Annotated in this window: 18 protein-coding genes; 12 read left to right on the top strand and 6 right to left on the bottom strand. The window is 60.1% G+C overall.

Going from position 1 to position 24,120, the window contains the following annotated elements; all coding sequences use genetic code 11:
• The first annotated feature begins 50 nt into the window (after positions 1-50).
• On the top strand, positions 51-1,664 hold the full coding sequence (cysS, locus tag DSM100238_RS06520; protein WP_152355905.1) for a cysteine--tRNA ligase: 1,614 nt from the start codon (positions 51-53) through the stop codon (positions 1,662-1,664).
• A 144-nt stretch (positions 1,665-1,808) separates the two neighbouring features.
• On the opposite strand, the gene DSM100238_RS06515 is transcribed toward cysS, so the two are convergent.
• Positions 1,809-2,726 (bottom strand): cation transporter, encoded by a 918-nt coding sequence (locus DSM100238_RS06515; protein WP_152355904.1) that lies wholly within the window; start codon positions 2,724-2,726, stop codon positions 1,809-1,811.
• Positions 2,727-3,167: 441 nt separating this feature from the next.
• Between DSM100238_RS06515 and ffh the strand changes: the two genes are divergently transcribed.
• From ffh to rimM, 5 genes are all read left to right on the top strand, one after another.
• A complete protein-coding gene (gene ffh, locus DSM100238_RS06510) occupies positions 3,168-4,808 on the top strand; it encodes a signal recognition particle protein (RefSeq protein WP_152355875.1) in 1,641 nt (546 codons plus the stop codon).
• 213 nt (positions 4,809-5,021) lie between these two features.
• Positions 5,022-6,086, top strand: a complete 1,065-nt coding sequence (locus DSM100238_RS06505; protein WP_167511087.1) for an endonuclease/exonuclease/phosphatase family protein — start codon at positions 5,022-5,024, stop codon at positions 6,084-6,086.
• A gap of 554 nt (positions 6,087-6,640) precedes the next feature.
• Entirely contained in the window at positions 6,641-7,102 is a 462-nt protein-coding gene (gene rpsP / locus DSM100238_RS06500) for a 30S ribosomal protein S16 (RefSeq protein WP_152355873.1), read from the top strand.
• Between the two features lies 1 nt (position 7,103).
• Positions 7,104-7,337: an RNA-binding protein gene (locus DSM100238_RS06495; RefSeq protein WP_015449829.1), complete on the top strand. Its 234-nt coding sequence runs from the start codon at positions 7,104-7,106 to the stop codon at positions 7,335-7,337.
• An 8-nt stretch (positions 7,338-7,345) separates the two neighbouring features.
• On the top strand, positions 7,346-7,927 hold the full coding sequence (rimM, locus tag DSM100238_RS06490; RefSeq protein WP_152355903.1) for a ribosome maturation factor RimM: 582 nt from the start codon (positions 7,346-7,348) through the stop codon (positions 7,925-7,927).
• Positions 7,928-8,068: 141 nt separating this feature from the next.
• Here rimM and DSM100238_RS06485 read toward each other — a convergent pair whose 3' ends face one another.
• Positions 8,069-8,818: a DUF4190 domain-containing protein gene (locus DSM100238_RS06485; protein WP_167511086.1), complete on the bottom strand. Its 750-nt coding sequence runs from the start codon at positions 8,816-8,818 to the stop codon at positions 8,069-8,071.
• Between the two features lie 322 nt (positions 8,819-9,140).
• Here DSM100238_RS06485 and trmD point away from each other — a divergent pair, with 322 nt between their 5' ends.
• The gene (gene trmD / locus DSM100238_RS06480; protein WP_152355902.1) at positions 9,141-10,136 is read left to right on the top strand and encodes a tRNA (guanosine(37)-N1)-methyltransferase TrmD; all 996 of its coding nucleotides are present in this window, start codon (positions 9,141-9,143) and stop codon (positions 10,134-10,136) included.
• Between the two features lie 819 nt (positions 10,137-10,955).
• Here trmD and DSM100238_RS06475 read toward each other — a convergent pair.
• Entirely contained in the window at positions 10,956-11,558 is a 603-nt protein-coding gene (locus tag DSM100238_RS06475) for a nitroreductase family protein (RefSeq protein WP_152355871.1), read from the bottom strand.
• Positions 11,559-11,824: 266 nt separating this feature from the next.
• Here DSM100238_RS06475 and rsmD point away from each other — a divergent pair, with 266 nt between their 5' ends.
• Positions 11,825-12,454, top strand: a complete 630-nt coding sequence (rsmD, locus tag DSM100238_RS06470; protein ID WP_152355901.1) for a 16S rRNA (guanine(966)-N(2))-methyltransferase RsmD — start codon at positions 11,825-11,827, stop codon at positions 12,452-12,454.
• 187 nt (positions 12,455-12,641) lie between these two features.
• On the opposite strand, the gene DSM100238_RS06465 is transcribed toward rsmD, so the two are convergent.
• Both DSM100238_RS06465 and rpmB read right to left on the bottom strand, forming a co-directional pair.
• On the bottom strand, positions 12,642-15,146 hold the full coding sequence (locus tag DSM100238_RS06465) for an ATP-dependent DNA helicase RecG (RefSeq protein ID WP_152355870.1): 2,505 nt from the start codon (positions 15,144-15,146) through the stop codon (positions 12,642-12,644).
• Positions 15,147-16,123: 977 nt separating this feature from the next.
• Complete coding sequence (gene rpmB, locus DSM100238_RS06460; protein WP_026503384.1) at positions 16,124-16,318, bottom strand: 50S ribosomal protein L28; 195 nt, start codon at positions 16,316-16,318, stop codon at positions 16,124-16,126.
• 281 nt (positions 16,319-16,599) lie between these two features.
• Here rpmB and DSM100238_RS06455 point away from each other — a divergent pair, with 281 nt between their 5' ends.
• From DSM100238_RS06455 to DSM100238_RS06440, 4 genes are all read left to right on the top strand, one after another.
• Positions 16,600-17,664 carry a PfkB family carbohydrate kinase gene (locus tag DSM100238_RS06455; RefSeq protein ID WP_152355869.1) on the top strand — a complete coding sequence of 355 codons (1,065 nt, stop codon included), beginning with the start codon at positions 16,600-16,602 and terminating at the stop codon, positions 17,662-17,664.
• A 648-nt stretch (positions 17,665-18,312) separates the two neighbouring features.
• On the top strand, positions 18,313-19,860 hold the full coding sequence (locus DSM100238_RS06450; protein ID WP_240812389.1) for an MFS transporter: 1,548 nt from the start codon (positions 18,313-18,315) through the stop codon (positions 19,858-19,860).
• A 300-nt stretch (positions 19,861-20,160) separates the two neighbouring features.
• Entirely contained in the window at positions 20,161-21,333 is a 1,173-nt protein-coding gene (locus DSM100238_RS06445) for an ATP-binding protein (RefSeq protein WP_152355868.1), read from the top strand.
• A 304-nt stretch (positions 21,334-21,637) separates the two neighbouring features.
• The gene (locus DSM100238_RS06440; RefSeq protein WP_152355899.1) at positions 21,638-23,083 is read left to right on the top strand and encodes an aspartate ammonia-lyase; all 1,446 of its coding nucleotides are present in this window, start codon (positions 21,638-21,640) and stop codon (positions 23,081-23,083) included.
• A 191-nt stretch (positions 23,084-23,274) separates the two neighbouring features.
• Here the strand turns inward: DSM100238_RS06440 and DSM100238_RS06435 are convergent, their stop codons facing one another.
• Positions 23,275-24,120 (bottom strand): putative ABC transporter permease, encoded by an 846-nt coding sequence (locus tag DSM100238_RS06435; protein WP_152355867.1) that lies wholly within the window; start codon positions 24,118-24,120, stop codon positions 23,275-23,277.

Here is a 24,120-nt window from a genome sequence, read left to right as displayed (position 1 = left end):
ATGTGGACACTCGGCCGATTTTGTCTGGCAAATCGAATACGCTCATGGGTATGGGAAACGTCGAAGAACCGCAGAATTCCAACATTTCCAGCGCGCATCAGCTCGCTGGCGCTGCCGCCGGACTGAATCTGTACGACACCGCCTCACACGCCGTGTCGCCGTTCAAGCCGATCCGTCCTGGCCATGTCGGGATCTACGTGTGTGGCGCTACGGTGCAAAGCTCCCCCCATATCGGGCATATCCGCGCCGCCGTCGCCTTCGACATCATCCGCCGTTGGATGTTGCGTCTGGGCTACGACGTGACGTTCGTGCGCAACGTCACCGATATCGATGACAAAATCCTTGACAAGGCCGCAGCCGCCGGCCAGCAGTGGTGGGCGCGCGCCTACTATTACGAACGCGAATTCACCCGCGCCTACGACACACTCGGTGTCCTGCCGCCGACCGTGGAACCGCGCGCAACCGGGCATATTCCCGACATGGTCGAACTGATCGAGCACATCATCCGCAACGGGCATGCCTATGTGGTACGCGATGCCGAAGGCAATCCCACCGGCAACGTGTATTTTGACGTGGCAAGCTGGCCGCATTACGGTGAACTGACTCACCAGAAGCAGGGTGTCGCCGAAACGGATGAAGCGGCCGCGGTCGCCGATCGCATGGGCCCGAGCGTCGATGCGGCAGGCGACGACAAGTACAATCCGATCGACCCGGCGGACGCCTCCCCCGACAAGCATGACCCCCGTGATTTCGCGCTGTGGAAGGCGCCGAAAGCCACCGATCCGCAGGATGCCCGCTGGGCGACCCCGTTCGGCGTGGGACGTCCTGGTTGGCATATCGAATGCTCAGCGATGAGCCACCGGTATTTGGGCGAGGCCTTCGACATTCATGGCGGCGGGCTTGATCTGCGGTTCCCGCACCATGAGAACGAGATGGCGCAGACCCGTGCCGCGGGATGGAATTCCGCCGCCCGCTGGATGCATTCGGCGTGGGTGACCGCCAAAGGCGAGAAAATGTCCAAATCCTTGGGCAACGGGCTGTCTGTGCCGGCGGTGCTTGCCGAACACAGCGCGTGGGTTGTACGGTACGCACTCGGTTCCGTGCAATACCGGTCAATGCTCGAATGGTCCGACCAGACGCTGACCGAAGCGCAAGCCGCATACGAGCGTGTGAGCAACTTCATCGACCGTGCGGGCGCCGCCCTCGGCGAACAGCCCGGACGCGATGAAATCAGCGCCATCGGTGCCGATGCCCTCCCGCAAGACTTCGTCGCCGCGATGAACAACGACATCAATGTCTCGGGCGCGACCGCCGCGATTTTCAGCGCCATCCGCGATGGCAACGCGGTGTTGTCTCAAGTCCAGGGCGCTTTGGACGACACCACCCGCGCCCAAGTGCGCGCCACACTTGTCGCGGTGCGTGCGATGCTCGACACCTTGGGGCTTGACCCGTTGGCAGATCCTTGGGCCGTCGCATCCGCCGACAGCGAGGATTCCAAAGCGAGCAAGGCGCTTGATGCGCTGATTTCGGCGCAGCTCGAGGCCCGTCAGGAGGCGCGTGCGGCAAAGGATTTCGCCACCGCCGACGCGATTCGCGATTCGCTTACCTCCGCCGGCATCCTCATCGAAGATGCCCCGACCGGCTCCACGTGGTCGTTGAAATAACCGATGAAATAACCGAAGCCATGCTGTATGTGGCGCGGGGCTGCCTGCGGGTATGTTCCCCGCGCCCGCCTCAAACGCTGCGGACGATTACCCGTCAGCGAGCGTCTGTGGGCCGAGTACCGGCACTGTCAGGCGTGCCTTGCTCTAATCGAAGACAATATTCACATCGACAATATGCAGCTGGGAAGTCAGCGAGCGCTCCAATCGATGTTTGTAGGCGATGAGATCAGCGACACTGGTCTGACTGCCTCCATGGGGTTCCGCAGCCGTCAGCAGGACGTTGACCGTGAAGCTCATCCCCGTTTTGAACACATCGCATCGCGTCAGGTCCAGGCCAGACGGCAGCCCGCTGAGCGCCTGTGTCGTAACGAAATCACCGATCGTCTCGTCGTCGTGCACCCCGCCAATCAGCTCAATCAACGCCTGTTTGAGCACGAGGAACGGCTCACGGATCGTAGCAATCGCAAGAATCACCGTGATGAAGAAATCCCCGGTGTATCGCAACGGTTCGAGCACCGTGCCATGTGGCAGAAGCAGCAGCACCAACGCCATCACTCCGATGCCGAAGGACATCAATCCGTCGATCATCGTGCTGTTGGTTTCCGCGGCGAGCATGGTGCTTGTCGAACCGAGCCGCCGGTTGCAGCGTCGGTAGTACCCGTATAACGCGAAACACGCGAACACGACAATCGCCTCATACACCACCACAGGCCCGGCCTGCACCGGCTCGCCTTCGCCGGTCCGAAGATACTCCACCGCCTCCTGCGTCACATCCATTACGGAAAACAGCAGCAACGATAAGGTGAGCAGCGCTTTCATAATGGCGTACATCGGTTCGAGCGCGAATTTTCCGTTGGGGAACCGTTCACTGGTACGCATGCTGTGCGTGGAGAGAACCGCCGCCACGATGCCGGAAACGACCGAGATCCACGTGAACGCAGAGTCGAGGAACATCGCTTTGAGACCGGTGATGAAAAACACGATCAGCCCCACGGCAGCGGAGAGCGCATTCACGACAATGCCGATGACCAGCGCATGCCGTTCCACACGCTTGTGCTGCACCGGCGTCACTGCCTGTGGACGCGGTGGTGCTGTCTGGGAAGCTGGAGCTCGGTCCGGAGTATGGCTCATTGGTCCTCCTTCGGGCTGGGGTCGTTACGCGTGTTCGGTTATATGGCCATCGTAGCGAAGGCGCGGGAGGCAGGTTCGCTCCGGGCGCACACCGTTGTGGCGGGGCGCCTGTATTCGACGAGGGGCCCGCGGATTCTATGGGCTCCGGGACTCTGTGGGCTCCGGCGATTTCGTAGGCTCCGGCGATTCCAGCGGCCAGGATGCGCCGCCGATGCCCGGTATTTTGCACAGTATATTGCGCGGACCGGGTGGCTTCCCGGCCCCCGTTCCACAGGGCTCACGCAATGCGCCGACAATCGATTTCCCGCGGTTGTCCGTCACCTCGGCCAGCGTCGTTGATTTTCCCGCGCAACGGCTAGACTGGAATGCATTATGGCAGCATTTAGTTCTTTGACAGACCGGCTCTCGAATGCCTTCAAGCATTTGAAGAGCAAGGGCAAGCTTTCCGAAGCGGACATCGACGGCACGATCCGTGAAATCCGCCGGGCGCTCCTCGACGCCGACGTGTCGCTGGAAGTCGTCCGTTCCTTTACCGGCCGTGTGCGTGAGCGTGCGCTCGGCGAGGAAGTCTCGCAAGCGCTGAATCCAGCGCAACAGGTGGTGAAGATCGTCAACGAGGAGCTGACGTCGATTCTCGGCGCCGGTGTCGATCGACCGCTGAATTTCGCGAAAAACCCGCCGACGATTATCATGCTCGCCGGTCTTCAGGGCGCCGGTAAGACTACGCTTGCCGGCAAACTGGGCTACTGGCTCAAGGACGCCGGCCACACCCCGTTGCTGGTCGCCGCAGATTTGCAGCGGCCGAACGCGGTCACCCAGTTGCAGGTGGTCGGCGAGCGCGCCGGCGTGCCGGTATTCGCCCCCGAAAAGGGTGTGCAGTCCGACGGCGGCGAAGCGGTCGCAGCCCCCGGGCAGACTACGGGCGATCCGGTGAAGGTCGCACGCGATTCCGTCGAATTCGCCAAGCGCAAGCTGTATGACGTGGTCATCATCGATACTGCAGGCCGTCTGGGTGTCGATGACGAGCTGATGAAGCAGGCCCGCGACATCCGCGACGCCGTACATCCAGACGAAATCCTCTTCGTCATTGACGCGATGATCGGCCAGGACGCGGTCAAAACAGCCAAGGCCTTCGATGAAGGCGTGGACTTCACCGGCGTAGTCCTGTCCAAGCTTGACGGCGATGCGCGCGGCGGCGCTGCCCTGTCGGTCGCAAGCGTGACCGGCAAGCCGATCCTGTTCGCATCCACCGGCGAAGGGCTCAAGGATTTCGAGGTTTTCCACCCGGATCGCATGGCATCGCGCATCCTCGATATGGGCGATATTCTCACGCTTATCGAGCAGGCGCAAAAGCAGTTCGACGAGCAGCAGGCGCGCGAAGCGGCATCCAAGATGTCCGAAGGCACCTTCGGATTGGATGACTTCCTTGACCAATTGCAGCAGGTGCGCAAACTCGGCCCGATGAAGAACCTGCTCGGCATGATTCCGGGTATGGCGGCTCATCGTCAGGCATTGGAGCAGCTTGACGAGCACGAAATCGACCGCACTGAGGCGATCATCCGTTCGATGACGCCGGAGGAGCGTCGCAACCCGAAGATCATCGACGGTTCCCGCCGCGCTCGTATCGCCTACGGTTCCGGCAACACCGTGTCCGCAGTCAATGGCCTGTTGGAACGCTTCGAGCAGGCTTCGAAGATGATGCGCCGCATGACCAATCGTGCCGGCATGGGCGGTATTCCTGGGTTCGGCGGTCCCGGTGGCGGCAAGAAGAACAAGAAGGGCGGCAAGAAGAAGAAAGGGTCGAAGTCCGGCAATCCGATGAAGCGCGAAGCCGAGGAGAAGGCATTGCGTCAACGGCTCGCCGGCGGCGGCAAGAGCTCCGGTGGCTCCGCATTCGCCAAGAAACCGCAGAATCCTGCGCTTCCTGCAGGGTTGCAGGAGATGATGGGCGAGAACGGCATGCCTGATTTGCCGCCGAATCTCGGCAAAGGATTGGGCGATCTTCTCGGCTGAGTCATGCTGAGTCTGGTTGCAGACGGTTCAACACCTGCAACCATGGCCGAATCAGCCAATCGTGTAAGGCCCGCAAGCGTTTGCGATGCTTGCGGGCCTCTTTGCATCATCTCGCCTATAATGCCCCTCACAGATATGACACATACGTATGACGAATACGTATGACGAATACAGGTATCAGCGGAGCTGGAACCGTGAATGGAGCGAATGCGAATGACCGTTGTTTTGACGATAATCGCCGTCTTGCTGCTGATTTGGTGGCTGCTTCGCTTCCTGCCGGCGACCGCTGAAGCGCATATGCCGATGCCATACAGCACCGCGCTCGACCGGCATCTGTGGGTGCCGGCAGTAGTCGGTGCGGCTTGGTCGGCGGCGCTCGGCTGCTGGTGGGGTGCGGCACTGTATGCGGTGCTGCTCGTTCTGGTGGTTGCGGGCGAATCCCCGTATTACCGGCATCTGTTCGGTAAACCGTCCGAAACACCTCATCCCGATGATGTTGCATCCGATTCCACAGCGGATTCCAGGACCGATATCGCCATGGACGGCAGGACAAGCGACACCGTGTCACGCCAGTCAGGCAAACCCATCCATGCCATGACGCTCAACTGCCGCTATGGGCGTGCCGATGCCGAGGACATCGTGCGTCTGGTCCGGGAGCGGCATATCGATGTGCTCGCGCTTGAAGAACTCACTGACGAGCTCGTCGAACGGCTCTCGCACGCGGGCTTGGACACGCTGCTGCCCTACTGCCAGCAGGGCGCGCAGCATGCCGACGACAATGGCGGGTTCAACGCGATCTGGTCACGCGCGAAACCGATGGCGCGCACCGCGACCTTTCTGAATATCCATGCCGCGGATGTTCCCGCTGTCACCATCGGCGTGGATGCACAAGATACCTCGGACGGCAGCACAGCACGCGCCGTCACCGTTGCCGCAGCGCACACGAAATCGCCGATGCGCGGATGCCGGGAATGGTCGTATGGGGTGCGGGCGCTGGATGCCATCGCGACCAGTCCGGAGCCTGTGGTCGTACTCGGGGACCTGAACGCCTGCCTTGACCACCGGTGCTTGCGTGATGTGCTTGCCACCGGCGTGCATGATGCGAGCCTTGATGTCGCGCATGGTCCTACGCTGACGTTCCCTTCTTGGACGCCGTGGCCTCGTATCGAGCTTGATCACGCGTTGGCGAACAGCGGTGTGGTCTTCCACTCGGCACAAGCCATCACCGTGCGCGACACCGATCATCGGGCGCTGCTGGTCACCTTGAGTGTGCGGTAACCGCCCCTCCCTCCACAAACTGGCTACGCCCACGACCTCCCTCGCGCAACTAGTTCGGGATGTCTCACAAACCGGCTACGCAAACACGCCCCTCAGCGTCACCAGTTTGTAATACCACACAAACCAGTTACGCCCACGACCTCCCCAGCGTAGACAGTTTGGAATGTCTCACAAACTGGTTACGCGAACACGCCCCTCAGCGTAACTAGTTTGGGATGTCTCACAAACTGGCGACGCAAACGGCCCCCTCAGCGTAGACAGTTTGAGAAACCACACAAACTGGTGACGCCCACGGCCTCCCTCGCGTAACTAGTTTGGGATGTCTCACAAACTGGTTACGGCCAGAGCCTCTCCAGCGTAGACAGTTTGTGGGAGAGGAGAGGAGAGGGCACTGCGCACGACACGCGGGAAAATCGAGGGGATTGCGCTATACTTGTTCAGTTATTCATGGGCGCGGAGCCCTCTCTTTCCGCGGTCATGAGGAACACGTGGGTTTGGTTTCCGTGCCCCACACCGAAGCTGTAACCCGCATTACCAATACAAGGAGAGCCATTTTGGCAACCAAGATTCGTCTGAAGCGCATGGGCAAGAAGTTCTACGCGTACTACCGCGTGGTGATCATGGATTCGCGCAACAAGCGCGACGGCCGCTCCATCGAGGAGATCGGCACCTATGATCCGAACAAGCAGCCTTCGCTGATCCAGATTGACTCCGAGCGCGCTCAGTACTGGCTGGGTGTCGGCGCACAGCCGTCCGAGCCTGTGCTCAAGCTGCTGAAGATCACCGGTGACTGGCAGAAGTTCAAGGGCATTGAGGGCGCTGAAGGCACCCTGAAGACCCCGGAAGCCGGTCCGGACGCCGCTGCTCGTGTCGAGGCCGCTGAAGCCCAGGCACAGAAGCTGAAGGCCGCCAAGTCTGAGGCCGAAGCCAAGGCTAAGGCTGAAGCCGAAGCCGCCGCTGAAGCCGAGAAGGCTGACGAGACTGCTGAAGCCCCGGCTGAGGAAAAGGCTGAGTGACATGCTCGCCCAAGCTGTTGAACACCTCATCAAGAACATCGTGGATTTCCCGGACGACGTTTCCGTCAAATCGCACGAAAACGCGCGAGGAGAATTGCTCCGCGTGCGCGTGAACCCCGAGGACATCGGCCGTGTCATCGGTCGCAAAGGCCGCACGGCCAACGCGATCCGCACGGTTGTGCAGGCCATCGCCGACCACAAAGTGCGTGTCGACATCATGGATGTACGCAGGTGAGCGAGAGCGTGGTGCATCAACAACACTCCGACGACCCTCAGCAGCGCGAACTGCTGAGGGTCTGTCGTATCGGTCGCGCTCAAGGGCTCAAAGGCGAAGTCACCGTACAGGTGTTCACCGACGAGCCTGACTACCGGTTCGAACCAGGTTCCGTGCTGTACACTCGCGACGGCGAACAGGAATTCGAAGTCGCGCATTCACGGACATTCAAGAACCGTTGGATTATTCATTTCGAAGGCGTCGATGACCGTGATGCCGCCGAAGCACTCAACGGCACCGTTCTGTACGGCGAGGCAGACGATCCGGAAGACATGCTCGAGGAGGATGCGTGGTATCCGAAGGATCTTCTCGGGTTGGAAGCCCGGTTCGCCGACGGAAACACGCTCGGCGCGCCCGACGGGCAAAAAGTCGGCGTGGTCGTGGACGTTATCGAAGGCGCCCAGTACCTTCTGAAAATCCGGCTTGTCCAGCCAGTGAACGGAGAAACCAGCACGCTGGTGCCATTCGTCGACCAGTTGGTGCCGGATATCGACCTCGACGACGGGTATCTGACGCTTAATCCGCCAGGAGGGCTGATTCCAGGCTGGTGATCGGCATCCAGGATGACACGGAGACTGATGCGGTGATCATGACCGCATCAGCGAATACCATCATCAACAAAACACGTGAGGGGTGTGTGTTCCTACCACGGGAACGCACACCCCTCACGTCTATGTACAGACAGCTGCGAATCAGCTGAGGAAACCGAGCGACATCGGCAGCAAGACCGCCGACCCCAGGTACTGTCTCAAGTACAGATTGCACACCACCGACAACACCATCCAGACGATGCTGATGATAATGCCTGCTGTCGCCAAGCCGTCACCGCGCTCTCCGCTGGTCTTGATCTGGTTTTTCGCCACAATACACAGGATGAGGCCGACGATGGAAATCAGGAACGAGCAAACGAAACCGACAATAGCCAGAGTATTCGTCTTCGGCTTGGACGGATACGGCGTACCATATGGTGCCCCATAGCCCGGCGCAGCAGCTGGGGCAGGTTGGGCGTAATACTGCTGCGAATAATCCTGCTGCGGATACGGATATCCCTGCTGTGGCGGATAATCCTGTGGCTGATAATACTGCTGCTGCGGATAGTCCTGTTGTGGATAACCCTGTGCGTCGACCGCCTGCGGCTGCGCATAGTACCCTTCCTGAGGCGCCGGCGCCTGATACTGCGAATTGTCAGGCAATGGAGACTGCTCAAACGACTGAGCCGCTGGCTGCCCTTGTGGCATCGGCGGCTGCCCGAACGATCGGGCGTCCGGCTGTCCATATTGTGCTGTTGCCGGTTGCGACGGCTGGGCATCAGGCAACGGCGGCTGAGAGAAATACGCCTGCTGTGCTGCCGATTGGGCGTTCTGCGGCATCTGCTGCTCGTCTGCGCCTGCGGCAGGCTGGTCGCCAGACTGCGCATCCCATGGAATCTGTCCGTTCGTCATACTCTGTTGCTCCTTCGCCGAAGTATTCGCCCCGTGGGACGCCGTGTCGTCGACACCTTTTAGCAATGCCATGTTCGCTGCGTGTACAGCGACTTCCCATCAGGAACGTGTACTCGCGTCTCGTTATCCAACGTCCAGCAGGTCGCGGGGCATGTGCTTCTTTCACTGTATCAGTCAAGCGGCATCAACGTCAGTAACGCGTCACATCCCGTGTCGCAGCCCCGTCGCGTATCACGCCTTCTGCCGTTCACTGTATTCGCCACATCGCATGACATCCATCATGTCAACCGTCTTGGGACGGCAGGCCGGTACAGTGGTGGGCATGCAGATCGATATCGTTTCCGTATTCCCCGAATACTTCGACGTGCTGAACCTGAGCCTGTTCGGCAAGGCACAGAGCAAGGGGCTCGTCAGCGTCCACGCCCACAACCTGCGCGACTGGACGCACGACGTGCATCATTCCGTGGACGATACTCCGGTCGGCGGAGGTGCCGGCATGGTCATGAAGCCGGAAGTGTGGGCGGAATGCCTTGATGATTTGCTCGGGCTAGAACCGCAAGCAATAACGGCGGATTCTGATACTGCTACTGCCATCGAAACCAACACGACTGATGAATCCGGTGAAACCGACACAGCCGACAATACCGGCGACGCTGACGAAACCGGCGAAACCGACACAGCAACACAGAACAGCACGCTGGACGGCACATTGACGGATACACCGTCCGAAGCTCGTCGGCAAACCCCTGCCCGGAATCTTGAAACCGTATTGATCTTCCCCAATCCTTCCGCTCCCCTGTTCACACAGCGCGATGCCACTGAACTCAGCCATGCCAAGCGGCTGGTGTTCGGGTGCGGGCGCTACGAAGGCTATGACGCGCGAATCCCCGCGTATTATCAGGCGCAGGGCGTGGATGTGCGCGAATATTCAATCGGTGATTATGTGCTCAACGGCGGCGAAGTCGCAGTATCGGTGATGCTGGAGGCGATTACACGCCTGCTGCCAGGATTCATGGGCAATCCGGAATCCATCGTCGAGGAATCCTATACCGGCTCCGAGGCGCTGCTCGAACACCGACAGTACACGCGGCCGGCAGTATGGCGAGGCATGGAGGTGCCTGATGTGCTGCTCTCCGGCGATCATGGGAAAGTCGACCGGTTCCGCCGCGATGAGGCGCTGGCACGGACCGATGCGATCCGCCCAGATTTGATTGAGCAGCTGGATTGTGCGCTTTTGAGCAAAGCCGATCGGAAAACGCTGATGGCGCTTGGTTGGGAGGTGTCCGCCGAACATCCGCGACGGCTGAAGCGGGGATGAATTGTGTTGTGGGCACCCCTTGCACCCTCGCACAGGTACCGGCGGATAATCCGACATCTACGACATGCCGGGCCGCCCACCGTACAATCCCGCGAGATACACGGCCTTCTTGCACACCATGACGCAGATGCCAAGGCATACTCGTCATCCTGCGGGCACCGCGGATCAGCAACCGCCAGATGACTGTGTATCTGCGGGTTCCCGGAACACCAACCCCACAGCAAACCCCCATCTCACACAACCGCCACGAAATCCACACTCCACACGACCACCGCCCAACAACAACCGCCAGATAGACACGCATCAACGGATTCCCGGAACCCCGACCGAACAGCAACCGCCAGATAGCTGCACATCTCCGGATCACCTGAACACCGCCGCAACAGCAAACCGGCACCAGCACACCCAATCACACAGCCGCCGCAAGATACCATTGCAATCCACACTTCCTGCGACAGCTGCCGAACAGGAACCGCCAGATAGCCGTCCATCGGCGGATCTCCGGAACATCGCTGCAACAGGATATCGACGCTAGAACCCCATCTCGCACAACATCACGCAGATACCGATGCATTCCAGTCATCCTGCGGGCGCCGCCCAACAGCAACCACAAGATAGACGCACATCAGCGGGTTCCCGGGACACCGGACCAACAGGATATCGGCGTTAGAGCACCATATCGCACAGCCGCCACAACATACCGCTACAATCCGCGCTTCCTGAGACCGCCCTATGACAGGAACTCCGAATCAGCCCCATAACGACGAAAGCCTGCCGGAATCACACCCGGCAGGCTACATATTCAGCTGCGAGTCCTCATCACAGGCCGCGCACCTGAACCTGCTCATCCAGCGGCATATGTTCACGCTCGCCGGCCGGCGCAGTGACCTCGCCGAACGGCATCTGCGCGATCAGCTTCCAATCAGCCGGAATGCCGAAAGCATCACGGACCGCATCATCAATCAGCGGATTGTAATGCTGCAAGTTCGCGCCAATACCGGCCTCGGCAAGCGCCGACCATACTGCGAACTGAAGCATGCCATTCGCCTGCTGCGCCCACACAGGGAAGTTCGCCGCGTAGGAGGGGAAACGCTCCTGCAGATTTGTGGTGACCGTGGTGTCATCGAAATACAGGATCGTGCCGTGAGCGGCGTCAAAACCGGCGATTTTCTGTTCGGTCGCGGCGAACGCGGTATCGTCCTTGACGACTGCACGCAACGCATCATGCACAATCGCCCACAGACGGTGATGGTCCTCGCCGAACAGGACGACGGCACGTTGCGGCTGGGAGTTGAACGCGCTGGGGACTTCGCCTGTGACCGAACGGACGAGATCGACAATCTCCGAATCGGACAGCGCAGCCGTATCAGACAGCGCATACTGCGAGCGGCGGACGGAAATCGCGGAAACGAACGTGGACATGATACCTCCAAACGTGGCGGACTGGTTGGCTTGCGGAATGCTCCGGTGTGCGTGGTGACGGTTCGATAGCATGCTGTCGAGGATAGATGCGGCGCTTCTGCTCCGTTACCCGTTACGGTAGAACGCGTAATGGCGGAATGACCATCTGTCCTGCTGCTTTCAGGCTACATGTCAGACCGGTTCGACACCTGCGGTTTCTCTGATGGAATACTGTGGGTGAAGTCACAGTGGCGGCCGCGACCGGGGCACGGGCTAGAGTGGACGGTATGCGCGTGATTGCAGGACGATTCAAAGGCATGGCGTTGGCCACGCCGAAACCGGGGACCCGGCCGACCACCGACCGTACCAAAGAGGCGGTGTTCTCCCATCTCGACTCGTGGGATCTGGTGCGGGGCGCCAGTGTGCTGGACTTGTTCGCCGGGACGGGGGCGCTCGGCATCGAAGCGCTGTCGCGCGGGGCGCAGTCGTTGGTGGCCGTGGAATCCGCGGGGCCAGCCGCTGCGCTCATCAACGGTACCTTGGCCCAACTCAAGCGTTCCAAGGCGTGGCGGCCGGAATTGTCCGCGCGGGTGATGCGCCGGCGTGCCGAAGTGTTCGTCGACACGTATCATGGCGCGCCATTCGATGTGATCTTTATCGACCCACCGTATGCGTATGCGACCGAGGAATGCAACGCGCTGTTGGATGCGTTGGCGCGTGGCGCGGCGACCGGGCCGAACACGATGATTGTGGTCGAACGGTCTGCGCGGTCGAATGCGCTCACTGCGCCGGTTGGGTGGCATGAGGCGGATGAGCGTACATACGGTGAAACCGCGGTCATCTATCTTGAACCGCTTGAACCTGGCGCGCAGGACATCGAGACGCAGGACGTCAGCGCCGAGGATGCCGAATCATAAACCCTCTGTTTCTGCCGACACTCACGGGGCACTCAGTGTCGGCAGAAACAGAAAACACAACCCACTACCGACGCTCACTTGGGGCTCAGCGTCGATACAACCCTTCACCGACGCTCACTGGGTGCTCAACGTCGGCAAAAGCTTCCACCGACACTCACCCACCCCCCAACGTCGGCAGAAGCGGGGATCAGCTACTGATGAGGTGCGACTCGTTGCCGCGCGTGAAATCCAGCACCGCGCCGGCAAGCTGGATCTCATGACCGAGTCCCGGATCATCCGCAAGCACCTGTTCGGCACGGGTACGCGCATCCGCAATCATGTCCGCATCCTTGACCACGCGCAACAGCTTCAGTCCTGATTTTCCACCGGATTGCGCATCTCCCAGCACATCGCCAGCCCCGCGCAACTCCAAATCCGCCTGCGCGATTTCGGCACCGTCAAGCGAGCCTTGAATCACAGCAAGCCGCTGTTCGGCGATACTGCCCGGCTCGGCACGGGACACGAGGAACGCCCACGAATCCGTGCCGCCACGCCCGACACGACCACGCAACTGATGCAACTGCGACAAGCCGAATCGGTCTGCATCAAAAATCACGATGCAACTGGCCTGCGGAACATCCACACCCACCTCAATCACCGTGGTCGCCACAAGAACCGGCGTGACACCCGCTGCGAAATCAGCCATCACCTGCTGTTTCGTCGCATCGTCGTTGCGTCCGGTCAATGTCGCGAAACGCACACCTTGGAATTGCGGAAGCGCCTCCAGCCTTGCAGCGATTTCGCTGACTGCATGCAGCGGCGGTTTCGGCTGGGCCGACGCCGACCCACCGGTTCCCTCCCCCGAGCCGGAAGTATCATCGGGCTCATCGAACAGTTCGACATCCTGTCCGGTCTGATCGGTGCTTTCGTCCTCGTCAATCCGTGCGCAGACGATATACGCGCGCTCCCCCGCGTCAATCCTGCGGCGGATGTGCCGGAACATATTCGCCATCGTCTGGCCATCCGCTTCAGGAATCACAAACGTGCGAATTGGCTTACGCCCGCCCGGCAATTCCGTCAGCCACGACATATCAAGACTGCCGAACCAAGTCATCGCAGCCGTGCGGGGAATAGGCGTGGCCGTCATCACCAGCAGGTGTGGGATGTTCTCCCCTCGTTCCAGCAAGGTCTCGCGTTGCTCAACGCCGAATCGATGCTGCTCGTCAATGACCGCAAGCGCCAGATTCGGCGCTTGGAACGTCCGCGAGAATGCGGCATGTGTGGCGATGATGATGCCCGGCTCGCCGCTCGCCGCCATCGCAAGCGCTTTTCGACGGGCGGCGAGTTTCATACCGCCGGTGATCAAGGTGACCGGAATGTCGAGACCGGCCTTGCTCACCATACCGCCGACAGTTTCAGCGTGCTGCTCGGCAAGTACCTGCGTCGGCGCCACGAGCACCGCCTGATAGCCGGACCCCACGGCTTGCAGCATCGCAGCGAGCGCGACCACGGTTTTGCCTGAGCCGACTTCGCCTTGCAGCAGGCGTTGCATCGGGTAGTCTCTGCCCATATCCTGGACGATGTCATCAATCACGCTGACCTGCCCGCCAGTCAATGTGAACGGGAGTGAATCGATGAACGTCTTCCGCATCCCGCCCTTTTTGCAGGGGAATGTCTTGGCTTTGCGCGCCTGCTCGCGTTCCTGTAGGACGGCGGTCTGGGAGATGAATGCCTCCTCGTACCGCAGCGTGTGCAGGGCTTGACGGAAGGCGTCCACCGAATCGGGCTCATGGATGGCGAGGAATGCTTCGGCTCGGTGCATCAATCCGCATGCTTCACGCACGCTTTCAGGGAGGATGTCAGGAATGGCGCGTCGCAAGGCGGCAGTAGGAATTTTCGGGGATGTCTCGATGCCGTCGGGGGCTGGCGAGAGGCAAGAGGCGCGGGATGGTGATGGTGCGGACTCTTGGAGTTTCGCGGGTTCCGGGGATGTTGCGGTTGTGCTGGTCGTTCCGCGTGATCCGGATTGCGCGGATTGCGCGGCGTTGCCGGATTGCGCGGCAGATGGCTCGGCATTGTCATCGTCTCCGGCAGCGAGCGCACGCAACACGGTGACGATGGAATCGTGGATATGCTCGCTGGAAATACGGGAGTTGGCGTGGTAAACCGGGCGCGGACGGCAGACGCGCCGCAACGCGTCATCGATGCTGTCGGCATCGAACCGCTGGCCATGGCCGGGTTCTTGTGTTGTGGAGGGGGATGCCGGGACGGTCAGGACTTCAGGATGGGTGAACTGCGGCATGCCGTCGTATTCGCTAGGCGTGCCGCACACGACCACCGACGCACCGGTGTGCAGTCGGGCGCTGAGCCAATTGACGTACTGCTGTTTGTAGGAGAAAAACACAAGCGCGGTGACAGTGCCGGCCACGCGGCGTTCGGCGGCGAACGCGGAATCATCGACCATGGCTTGCAACCGGTAGCCGCGACGGGCGTTCATCGGCATCACGCGCACATCGCGCACGACACCGGCGAAAGCCATCGGCTCGCCAATCCGGCCTTCCCGCACCGCCCGCAGGGGCACGGGATCGGTAACCCGGAACGGGTAATACGTGAGGGCGTCGGCACACGTGACCACGCCGAGGCCTTTCAGCGCGCTGATCCGTCGACGGTTGGTCAGCAGCTTGGCTAGCGGGGTGGTCAGTGAAACGGTCATACCTCTTATTGTCCCACATCCGGTTCTGTGCGGCGGGAAAGCGATGAATCCCGCCTTGTCGTGCGATGACGGGGTCGCACAGCGGGCAGATAGCCCCGACTTCTCAAGGTGAGCCTATAGCAATCCCGGCGCTGTGCAACATCCCAGTCGCATAGCAGGCAGATAGCCCCCACCAATTATCGGAAACCGTCGATATCTCACCGCCGTGCGACAACCCAATCACACAGCAGGCAGATACCACCGGAATCCAAAACAATACCGCTGGCACCCCGCCGCCATGTCATCCACTAGTCGCACAACAAGCAGATACCTCCAGCCCACCAGCCGAACCTCACACAATCCCGCCGCCGTGCGACCATCCGGTCACACCGCAGGCTGATGACCCCGCTCCCCCAGCAGAATCCGGTATAACCCTGACGTTGTGCGACTATCCAGTCACACTGCAGGCTGATACCGCCGGCAGCACGCACCCTGCCCGCCTTCTGGGTTATTGGCCAAAATGTGTGTCCGGAAATCGTGTGTAGGGGTTGTTCTGCCGGGCGTGTCGCGGTTTCGAATCCTCATGCCGCCACTTTCGAGCCCGGCCAGAATGTGTGTCCGGAATCGGCGCGGACCCGTTGCGGCGCAAGGCGTACAGGCGATTCGAATGTGCCGGGTCGCGCATGTCATGACATACGTCGTGCGCCAGACAGAAGGCTTCCCGCACTGTCCGGTAGCCATAGCGTCGGTTTGCGTATGCCTGGGCATGCACGAACCGCAAAACAGGGATCTCCACTGCCGTTTTCCGTCGATATCCGTTCAGCTTCGCATGCCACGGCATACAGGACGTGCACACGACCAGAGCAACAATCAAGACTCCCACACACCCCACCAGCAGACACACATACTGGCCTATAACCCCGCCTTCTCCACTCCGGCGGCAAAAGCAAAGACCCCGGAAGCTTGAAGCTCCGGGGTCTTGTTTCTTCATTCGCGATTCACGCGGCCACACGCTGAACCTTGCCAGCCTTGAGGCATTTCACGCACACGCGCAGACGGACATTCTGACCGTCAATCGTAGTGCGGACCGGCTGCAGGTTCGGGCGGAAGGTGCGCTTATTGCGAATATGCGAATGCGACACGGTGAAACCGGTTTGCGGTCCCTTGCCGCACACTGCGCAACGAGCTGCCATGATGGACTCCCTATACATTTCTGTGACTTGCAAGTCGTGTCTGCCCGACCGCCGCATATGCGTCCGCCGAACACACAACTACACTATGATACAACCAAAACGAATCAAGCGCAAACCTGCGTGCCGCTTCTGCGACGATGGTGAAATCCCAGCATTTTCAAGCAACATGTCTAGCTTCAATCTCCGCAAAATTCCGGGAAAAACCGATACAATGTGAGAACAGTCCGCGGCAATCACATTGCCCCGCATACGAATCGCACAACGATGAGTCAGGAGGTTGTATGCTTCACGATATCCTCAACTCGCAGGAGCCGGAGCACGGCACGGCATCGGTGATTTCGCTCGGCCAAGTATGGGTCGACATCATGATGGGCATCGGAGAACTGCCGCAGCCGGGCGGATTCGCCGTCGCCGATTCGGTGACACCATCGGTAGGCGGAAGCTTCCGCGTCCTGCAGGCAGCCGCGCGGTCAGGTTCGCCCGCACAGCACGCGGGCATCGTCGGCACGGGACTGTGGTCATCGGTGATTCGCGACGAATTCGAGGCAAATGGCATTCAGCACATCGGCAACGACCGGCTTGACAAGGACTCCGGATTCCGGCTGGTGCTCAACGACGGCTCGCACAAGACGTTTATCGCGACATACGGAGCCGAAGCGCAGGGCGACGAGCATACCTTCGACGCGATTGAGCCTGAACCTGGGGATGTCGTCCATATCAGCGGCAACACCTTGATGGATCACTCGGCGGCCGGCATCGAAGGATTCCTGCACCGCACCGGAGCGAATCCCGGGAAGAGGCCATTCACCATCGTATTGAATCCGACGAATTCGCTGCATCTGGTCAGCGACCATCTGATTGAGGACACCGTGTTGTGCCGCCCGATCTGGTCATGCAACCGTCAAGAAGCCAACACACTCGCCGAACGGCTCGGCATCCCGCCTACAGATGATTCCAAACTGACCATCGGGGGCGGATTCGACGATGCGATGACCAAACTGTGCAACGCGCTCGGCGCCACGTTGCGAGCTCCGCTCGTCCTGCGCGCCGGCGCGCGAGGGGCATGGGTGCGCGTACCGGGCAGCGACGTGGTTCATGCGGAAGGTTTCCCGGTGAAATCCACGCATACGCGTTCCGCCGGCTCATGCCACACCGGCGTCATGTGCGCGATGCTTGCCCAAGGCTGGTCGCTGTTCGACGCGGTGCGGATCGCCAACGCCGCGGCTTCCATCGCGATCAGCAACAACAAGGCCGGCGTGCCCGACTGCCCGCCTGTCGAAGATGCGATCGCACTGATCAAGCGGCACGAGGAACACGCGGACGAATCCGCGGAGGTACAGGCGTAGCGACACAACCGAAGAGTCCAAATGCGCCGATTCGTCGCGGCGAGTGTTCCGCCCGCCGCGACGACTGCTTTACGGCACGCGCATGCCTCGCGTGTATCCCTTCCTGCATGCCCGTGCATGCCTCAGCCCGGTGCGCTGCTGATTCTACGATTCCGGACGTTGCGGGTGTATGCCGCAGTCTGTTGGCGTGGTTACGCTTGGACGACGGATCTTCTCGAGCGCGGTGATTCCGGGAGAAGTGTCGGATTCGCCTGATGCGCGTCCGTTCTCCCACATCCGTGCAGCACACGGCACGCCGAAACACCGCCCCTCACAAACCAGCCACGCAAACAAACCCGCCAGCGTAACCAGTTTGGAAGAGGGGGCACCCGCCTCCCCACCACATACAAACCAGCCACGCAAACAAACCTCCCAGCGTAACCAGTTTGGAGAAATGACCTACACGTTCCACCACCCCTCACAAACCAGCTACGCAAACAAGCCCGCCAGCGTAACCAGTTTGGAAGGATGAGAAGACGATAGCGCGGGACGAATTGCCGGGGAGCGGCGCACCCAAGAAATCACGCATTATTCACGGTCAGTTCATCTGTTGCACCCCATCCGTTGTTTGCGCAACCATACCCTTCTTGGTGACAGATGGGAGTTGCCATGACCGATATCCTTGACACAGCGCAGCGACAAGACAATCCAACGATCACCGGTATTGCACCGGAGAACCGAGTACAGCATCTCACGGGATTGGACGCGACGATTGCCTGCAGCCAACGCATCGTCCCATCACCATCAGTCGACGCAACGAGCAGCACGCCTTCCGACAGCACCCCGGCAGACAGCATTCCCCCGACCGATGGCACTCCGGCAGACAGCACCCCAGTAACCGCCCACGCCGCCAACACCAACACCAACGCCAACGCCGACACCAACAACATCAACAACACCAACCATCTCAACCGCCGCGAAAAACAGTGGATCCTCTATGATGTCGGCAATTCCGCATTCGTCCTGCTGTCCACCGCAGTCATCCCCATCTACGCGAACTCCCTGCTCAAATCCGCTGGGGAATCCAATATCGTGTCGACCTGGGGCTACATGCAGACCATCGCATCCCTCATCATCGCGCTACTCATGCCAATTCTCGGCTCCATCGCCGACGTGCAGGGCATGAAAATCAAGTTCTTCATCGGATTCTTCGGCACCGGCGTCCTCGCCTGCTGCGCAATGGCGCTCCCCCTGGGTTGGGTCGCATTCCTCGCGGTGTGCATGCTCGCCACCATCGGTTTGAACGGCTCACTGACCTTCTATGATTCGATGCTCATCGACACCACCACCAATGACCGCATGGATCAAGTCTCCTCACACGGCTACGGATGGGGGTACGTCGGTTCGACCATCCCGTTCATCGCCTGCATCGCGCTGATTTTCGCCGGTCCTTCGGCATTCGGGTGGAGTACCGCGGCCTGCACTCGCGCGAGCTTCGTCATCACCGCCCTGTGGTGGACAGCATTCACCATTCCGCTGATCAGCAGCTACCGCCAGACGCATTATCGCGAAACCGCCGACCATATGCGCGATGCCGTACGCGGCACGTTCGCAGAGCTGGGGCACACCTTCCGCGAGATTTCCCACAACAAACCGCTGTGGATGTTCATGATCGCGTTCTTCTTCTATATCGATGCCGTGAACACGGTGATTTCGATGAGCACGTCATACGGCACGCAGCTTGGCATCGACTCCACACAGCTGGTGCTCGCCCTGCTGGTGACCCAGTTCGTCGCCTTCCCGTGCGCAATCGCCTACGGGCGGCTTGCCAGGCGATTCGGATGCAAGCCGATGATCATGGCCGCGGTCATCGCATATCTCGGCATCGTATGCTTCGCGGCGTTCTTCCTGCGCTCGGCCACCGAATTCTGGATTCTCGCAATTCTGGTCGGCATGTTCCAAGGCGGCATTCAGGCGCTCAGCCGCTCGTATTACGGCAAAATCATCCCCAAGTCGCATGCCAACGAATACTACGGGTTCTACGACATCTTCGGCAAGACCGCAAGCATTCTCGGCACCTTCATCGTCGCGGCGACCACATCGGCAACCGGCAACGCGTCGCTCGGCGTGCTGTCCATCGGCGTGCTGCTTGCGGTGGCGCTGGTGTTCCTTGTCTTGCAGCGCGATCCGGCTGCCGCAAGCGAAACCGCGGCATGACGCGAGTCCATACCACCGTTTGGCGGATTCATGAATCCGGTTGTCTGACCGGCTGTCTCTTCGGAGCCCGAATGCTTCGATGAAACAGCCGGATTCCTATCGTCCTGGCGCCTATTCCGACGATTCAGTTGCACCTGAAATCAGTCATATTCCAACGTTTCCACATCCTGACTACCGAATCTGCATAACTTTGACTTCCAGATTTGCATAAGGTTGACTACCGGGTTATCATGACTTCCACTACCGAATCTACATAATCGAGGCTGCAAGGTTCGCTTCGCCAAGGAAGGAGCATGCGTCATGATTCCCCGCACACTGTCCACGATGGCCCAGCGCATGGCAACCTGGTTTCCAGTCGTCTCGGTCACCGGCCCCAGACAAAGCGGCAAATCTACTTTGTTAAGGAACACCTTCCCTGATTTCACGTATCTCAACCTCGAAACCCGCAATCTCAGAATCAGCGCCGAAACAGACCCCGTCGGCTTCATCCATTCCCGTCCGAGCCATCTGTTCATCGACGAAGCCCAATACGCGCCGGACATTTTCGCGGAAATCCAAGCAGCCAGCGACGAACGGCGTGACATGGGGCAATACGTGCTGTCCGGCTCGCAGAATTTCCTGCTGCTACACAATATCGACGAATCCCTCGCCGGTCGTGTCGGACTGCTGCAACTGCTTCCATTGAGCTTTGTTGAAGCATCCCAAGCATCCAGCCGACTCGCAGTCGATGATTTCGCCGTGCGTGGCGGATACCCGCATCTGTACGAGGTGGATGTCCCGCTCAACATCTATTTCCAAAGCTATATCGCCACCTATATCGAACGTGACGTCTCAGGCATCGTCAACCCGGACAATCTCACGACATTCCGCACATTCCTGAAACTGTGCGCGAACAGCGCCGGCCAATTGCTCAACATCACACATCTCGCCGCAGAGGCCGACATCTCGTTCAAAACCGCGCGCGCCTGGCTGTCGCTGCTCGAATCCAGCTATATCGTGTTCCGTCTGCCGCCATACGCATCAAATGCGCGCAAACGGCTGACCAAGACACCTAAACTGTATTTCTACGACACCGGCCTGCTCTGCCATCTTCTCGGAATCACGACAACAGAACAATACAACACGAGCGATAAACGCGGGGACGTATTCGAAAACCTCATCATCGAGGAAACACTCAAGCATTACTACAACCACGCGCAAACACCGCAACTGTACTTCTACCGTGATTCCAACCAGGTAGAAGTCGACCTCATGGACCTGACGGATCAATCATCGCCGAAACTCATCGAAATCAAATCCGGACAAACGGCCCGGCTCACCTTCGTCCGCCATCTGTCAACCGTCGGCACAATGCTGGATATCCCAGCCGAACACCGGTTCGTCATCTACCGAGGCGACGAACGATTCGCGACGCAATCGGCGATTTTTGAACCGGCATCGCAGTACCTGCGATTCATCAGTGACGCGGAATAGCCCCTCCACGAACCCACCGGTCGCGTGCACCCGGGCACGTTTCCGCGCAGTTTCAGCTTCAGGCGTGTCGTGTTACGATGCGGCATCATAGGTAACGAAGAAAGCCTAGGGTGAAACCATGGATACAGCAGCTACCAGCAACGACACCATTGACACCACGGATGTTGCGGACACCGCCATCAGCGGCATCACAACGATGCCCGCGGACAGCGGTCACGACGCCGACGCAAAAGCCGCCGCAGCGGCAGTCAGCGAAAACGCGACAGAACAACTGCGTGACCCTCGGGACGCAACCGTATCCCACATGCCGCTGCCATTCAGCGGCCCGGCGCGCATCGAGCACGATTCCCTCGGCGAAATGCCGGTTCCAGCGAACGTATACTGGGGCATCAACGTGCAACGCGCCATCCAGAACTTCCCCGTTTCCGACACGCCCATCAGCAGGCATCCGGAACTCATCGCCGGGTACGCGCAAGTCAAGCGCGCGTGCGTGGACGCCAATGAGGAGCTCGGGCTGATCGACCCGATGCGCGCCGAACTCATCCGACAGGCCTGCCGCGACATCGAAGCCGGCGAACTCGCCGACCAGTTCCCCGTGGATGTGCGTCAAGGCGGCGCCGGCACTTCGACGAACATGAACATGAACGAGGTCATCGCCAATCGCGCGCTCGAACTCGCCGGCCACCAGCGCGGCGACTACGGGTACATCCACCCGAACGACCACGTGAACAAGTCGCAGTCCACCAACGACACCTACCCGGCGGCATGCCGTCTCGCCCTGATTACCGCGCTCAAGCCGATGATCGAGGAATGCCGTCTGCTCGCCCGCGCATTCCACAAGCTCGCCGACAAGCACATCAACGATGTGACCATCGGGCGCACACAACTCCAGGATGCGGTCCCGATGACATACGGGCAGGAATTCCACGCGTTCGCCTCATATTTCAAAGCCGACAAGGCATCGCTCGACAAGCTGGAACCTGAACTTGCGGTGATGAACCTGGGCGGCACCGCCATCGGCACCGGCATTTGCGCGGACATCCGTTTCCGCAAGTCAGCAATCGAACATCTGGGTGACATCACCGGATACCCGGTGACTGCCGCCCCCGATCCGATTGCCGCGACCAGCGATATGAGCGCGTTCGTGAACACGTCATCGGCGCTGAAGAACCTCGCCGTGCATCTGAAGAAGGCGGCGGACGATTTGCGTCTGCTCAACTCCGGCCCGCGCTGCGGTTTCAACGACATCAACGTTCCCCCGCGTCAGGCAGGTTCGAGCATCATGCCCGGCAAGGTGAACCCGGTCATCCCGGAATGCGTCGACCAGTGCTGCTTCACCGTGTTCGGCATGGACACAACCGTCAATTGGGCGTGCGCCGAAGGCCAGCTGCAGCTCAACGCCTTCGAACCAGTCGCCGTGCACACGCTGCTCGAAGGTATTCGCCTGCTGGGCAACGCCATGCGCACCTTCCGCCTCAACTGCGTGGACGGCATCACCGTCAACCTTGAACAAGGGCGTCAGTTCGCGGCTGAATCGCCATCCATCTCCGCTTCGCTCAACAGTGAAATCGGGTACGAGCGCGCCGCCGCCATCGCCAAAGAAGCGTTGCGCACCAAGCGTACCGTGCGCGAGGTTGCCGGCGAGCGCACCGACATGCCGGACGGGCGGCTCGATCAGCTGCTGGATCCGATCACCTTGTCCCGTCGTCTCGGCCAGACCTGCCGTGAGCAAGGCGGACAGCAAGCCTGACGAAATCAGTGGTTCGGCGGCTTGACATCGGTAATGCCATGGGTGCCATCGCTTCCCGTCACCGCCACCAGTATGCGTGAGGGCCCATCCATTGTGGGTGGGCCCTCACGCATATCTCAGCCGCCATGGCTCGGCGTTCCTATATCACGTGTCTTCTGACGGCACAAGCGTTGTACGGCATCAAGCAGGAATCACTCTGCCGGCTTATCGGCGTGAGTGCCGGCTGCGATGGCATCGGCGTCATCATGCCGTGTGCTGTTCGCCCTGCGCCCGGAGCGCAGCCCCTCCATGCTTTCCCGCAGCTGGTCGATAATCGTATTGTCACGCACCGAACGCATAGCCGGGAACGCCTGCATCAACCGCCGCTGCTGCCAATTGAGCGTATGCGACACATGCGAATCGAGGACGGTACGTCTGCGTTCCTCGAAACGTTCGCTGGCCGTGACCACCTTTTCGTCAAGATTCGCGACCTGTTCCGCATGCAAGGCATTGACATCCTCACTGATGCGCTTGAGTTTGGTGTCAAAACTCCACGAGTATGCCGCCGTAAGCGCGACATCCACCATCAACAACACCGCAATGACCGCTGATACCACATGCACGGCCAGCGGCGCCCACTGGCGCACGACCCCCATGAACCACGGTTGTACGAACAATTTCACCAGTGTCGCGCCCGCACCGAACGCGATGAATCCGTTGAGGTACACGCGACCGTTGATGTTGAACGGCTTATTGGTGTAATCCCACAGCCTGACGTGATGCAGCTTCTCGATGACATATGAGGAAATGTATTCCAACGTGCATGCGACGACACCGCTGCTGAGGAACAGGGCGATGGGATTGGTCACATCATTGAGCAAGAACAGCACCAGCAGCGCGCCGAACCCGTAAATCGGACATAACGGGCCAATCAGGACACCTCGATCGACAAAACGGTGGCGCACGACGATCGACAAGCCGGTCTCCCAAATCCAGCCGATGCAGCTGTACAACGCCCATGTGAGGAACAGCTGTTCCAAGAATTCCAAAACCTGCAT

The sequence above is a fragment of the Bifidobacterium apri genome (assembly GCF_009299485.1).
Taxonomy (GTDB): Bacteria; Actinomycetota; Actinomycetes; order Actinomycetales; family Bifidobacteriaceae; genus Bifidobacterium; species Bifidobacterium apri.
Note: the sequence above shows the minus strand (reverse complement) of the source record. Positions and strands in the feature narration are given on the sequence as shown.

Excerpts from the sequence above, each read along its gene's own strand:
- DSM100238_RS06465 (WP_152355870.1), bottom strand. The coding sequence starts at position 15,146 with ATGACCGTTTCACTGACCACCCCGCTAGCCAAGCTGCTGACCAACCGT.
- DSM100238_RS06445 (WP_152355868.1), top strand. The coding sequence starts at position 20,161 with ATGATTCCCCGCACACTGTCCACGATGGCCCAGCGCATGGCAACCTGG.
- DSM100238_RS06435 (WP_152355867.1), bottom strand. The coding sequence starts at position 24,120 with ATGCAGGTTTTGGAATTCTTGGAACAGCTGTTCCTCACATGGGCGTTG.
- DSM100238_RS06485 (WP_167511086.1), bottom strand. The coding sequence starts at position 8,818 with ATGACGAACGGACAGATTCCATGGGATGCGCAGTCTGGCGACCAGCCT.
- cysS (WP_152355905.1), top strand. The coding sequence starts at position 51 with ATGGGAAACGTCGAAGAACCGCAGAATTCCAACATTTCCAGCGCGCAT.
- DSM100238_RS06455 (WP_152355869.1), top strand. The coding sequence starts at position 16,600 with ATGCTTCACGATATCCTCAACTCGCAGGAGCCGGAGCACGGCACGGCA.
- trmD (WP_152355902.1), top strand. The coding sequence starts at position 9,141 with ATGCAGATCGATATCGTTTCCGTATTCCCCGAATACTTCGACGTGCTG.
- rpmB (WP_026503384.1), bottom strand. The coding sequence starts at position 16,318 with ATGGCAGCTCGTTGCGCAGTGTGCGGCAAGGGACCGCAAACCGGTTTC.
- ffh (WP_152355875.1), top strand. The coding sequence starts at position 3,168 with ATGGCAGCATTTAGTTCTTTGACAGACCGGCTCTCGAATGCCTTCAAG.
- DSM100238_RS06505 (WP_167511087.1), top strand. The coding sequence starts at position 5,022 with ATGACCGTTGTTTTGACGATAATCGCCGTCTTGCTGCTGATTTGGTGG.
- DSM100238_RS06475 (WP_152355871.1), bottom strand. The coding sequence starts at position 11,558 with ATGTCCACGTTCGTTTCCGCGATTTCCGTCCGCCGCTCGCAGTATGCG.
- DSM100238_RS06440 (WP_152355899.1), top strand. The coding sequence starts at position 21,638 with ATGCCGCTGCCATTCAGCGGCCCGGCGCGCATCGAGCACGATTCCCTC.
- DSM100238_RS06495 (WP_015449829.1), top strand. The coding sequence starts at position 7,104 with ATGCTCGCCCAAGCTGTTGAACACCTCATCAAGAACATCGTGGATTTC.
- rsmD (WP_152355901.1), top strand. The coding sequence starts at position 11,825 with ATGCGCGTGATTGCAGGACGATTCAAAGGCATGGCGTTGGCCACGCCG.
- DSM100238_RS06450 (WP_240812389.1), top strand. The coding sequence starts at position 18,313 with ATGACCGATATCCTTGACACAGCGCAGCGACAAGACAATCCAACGATC.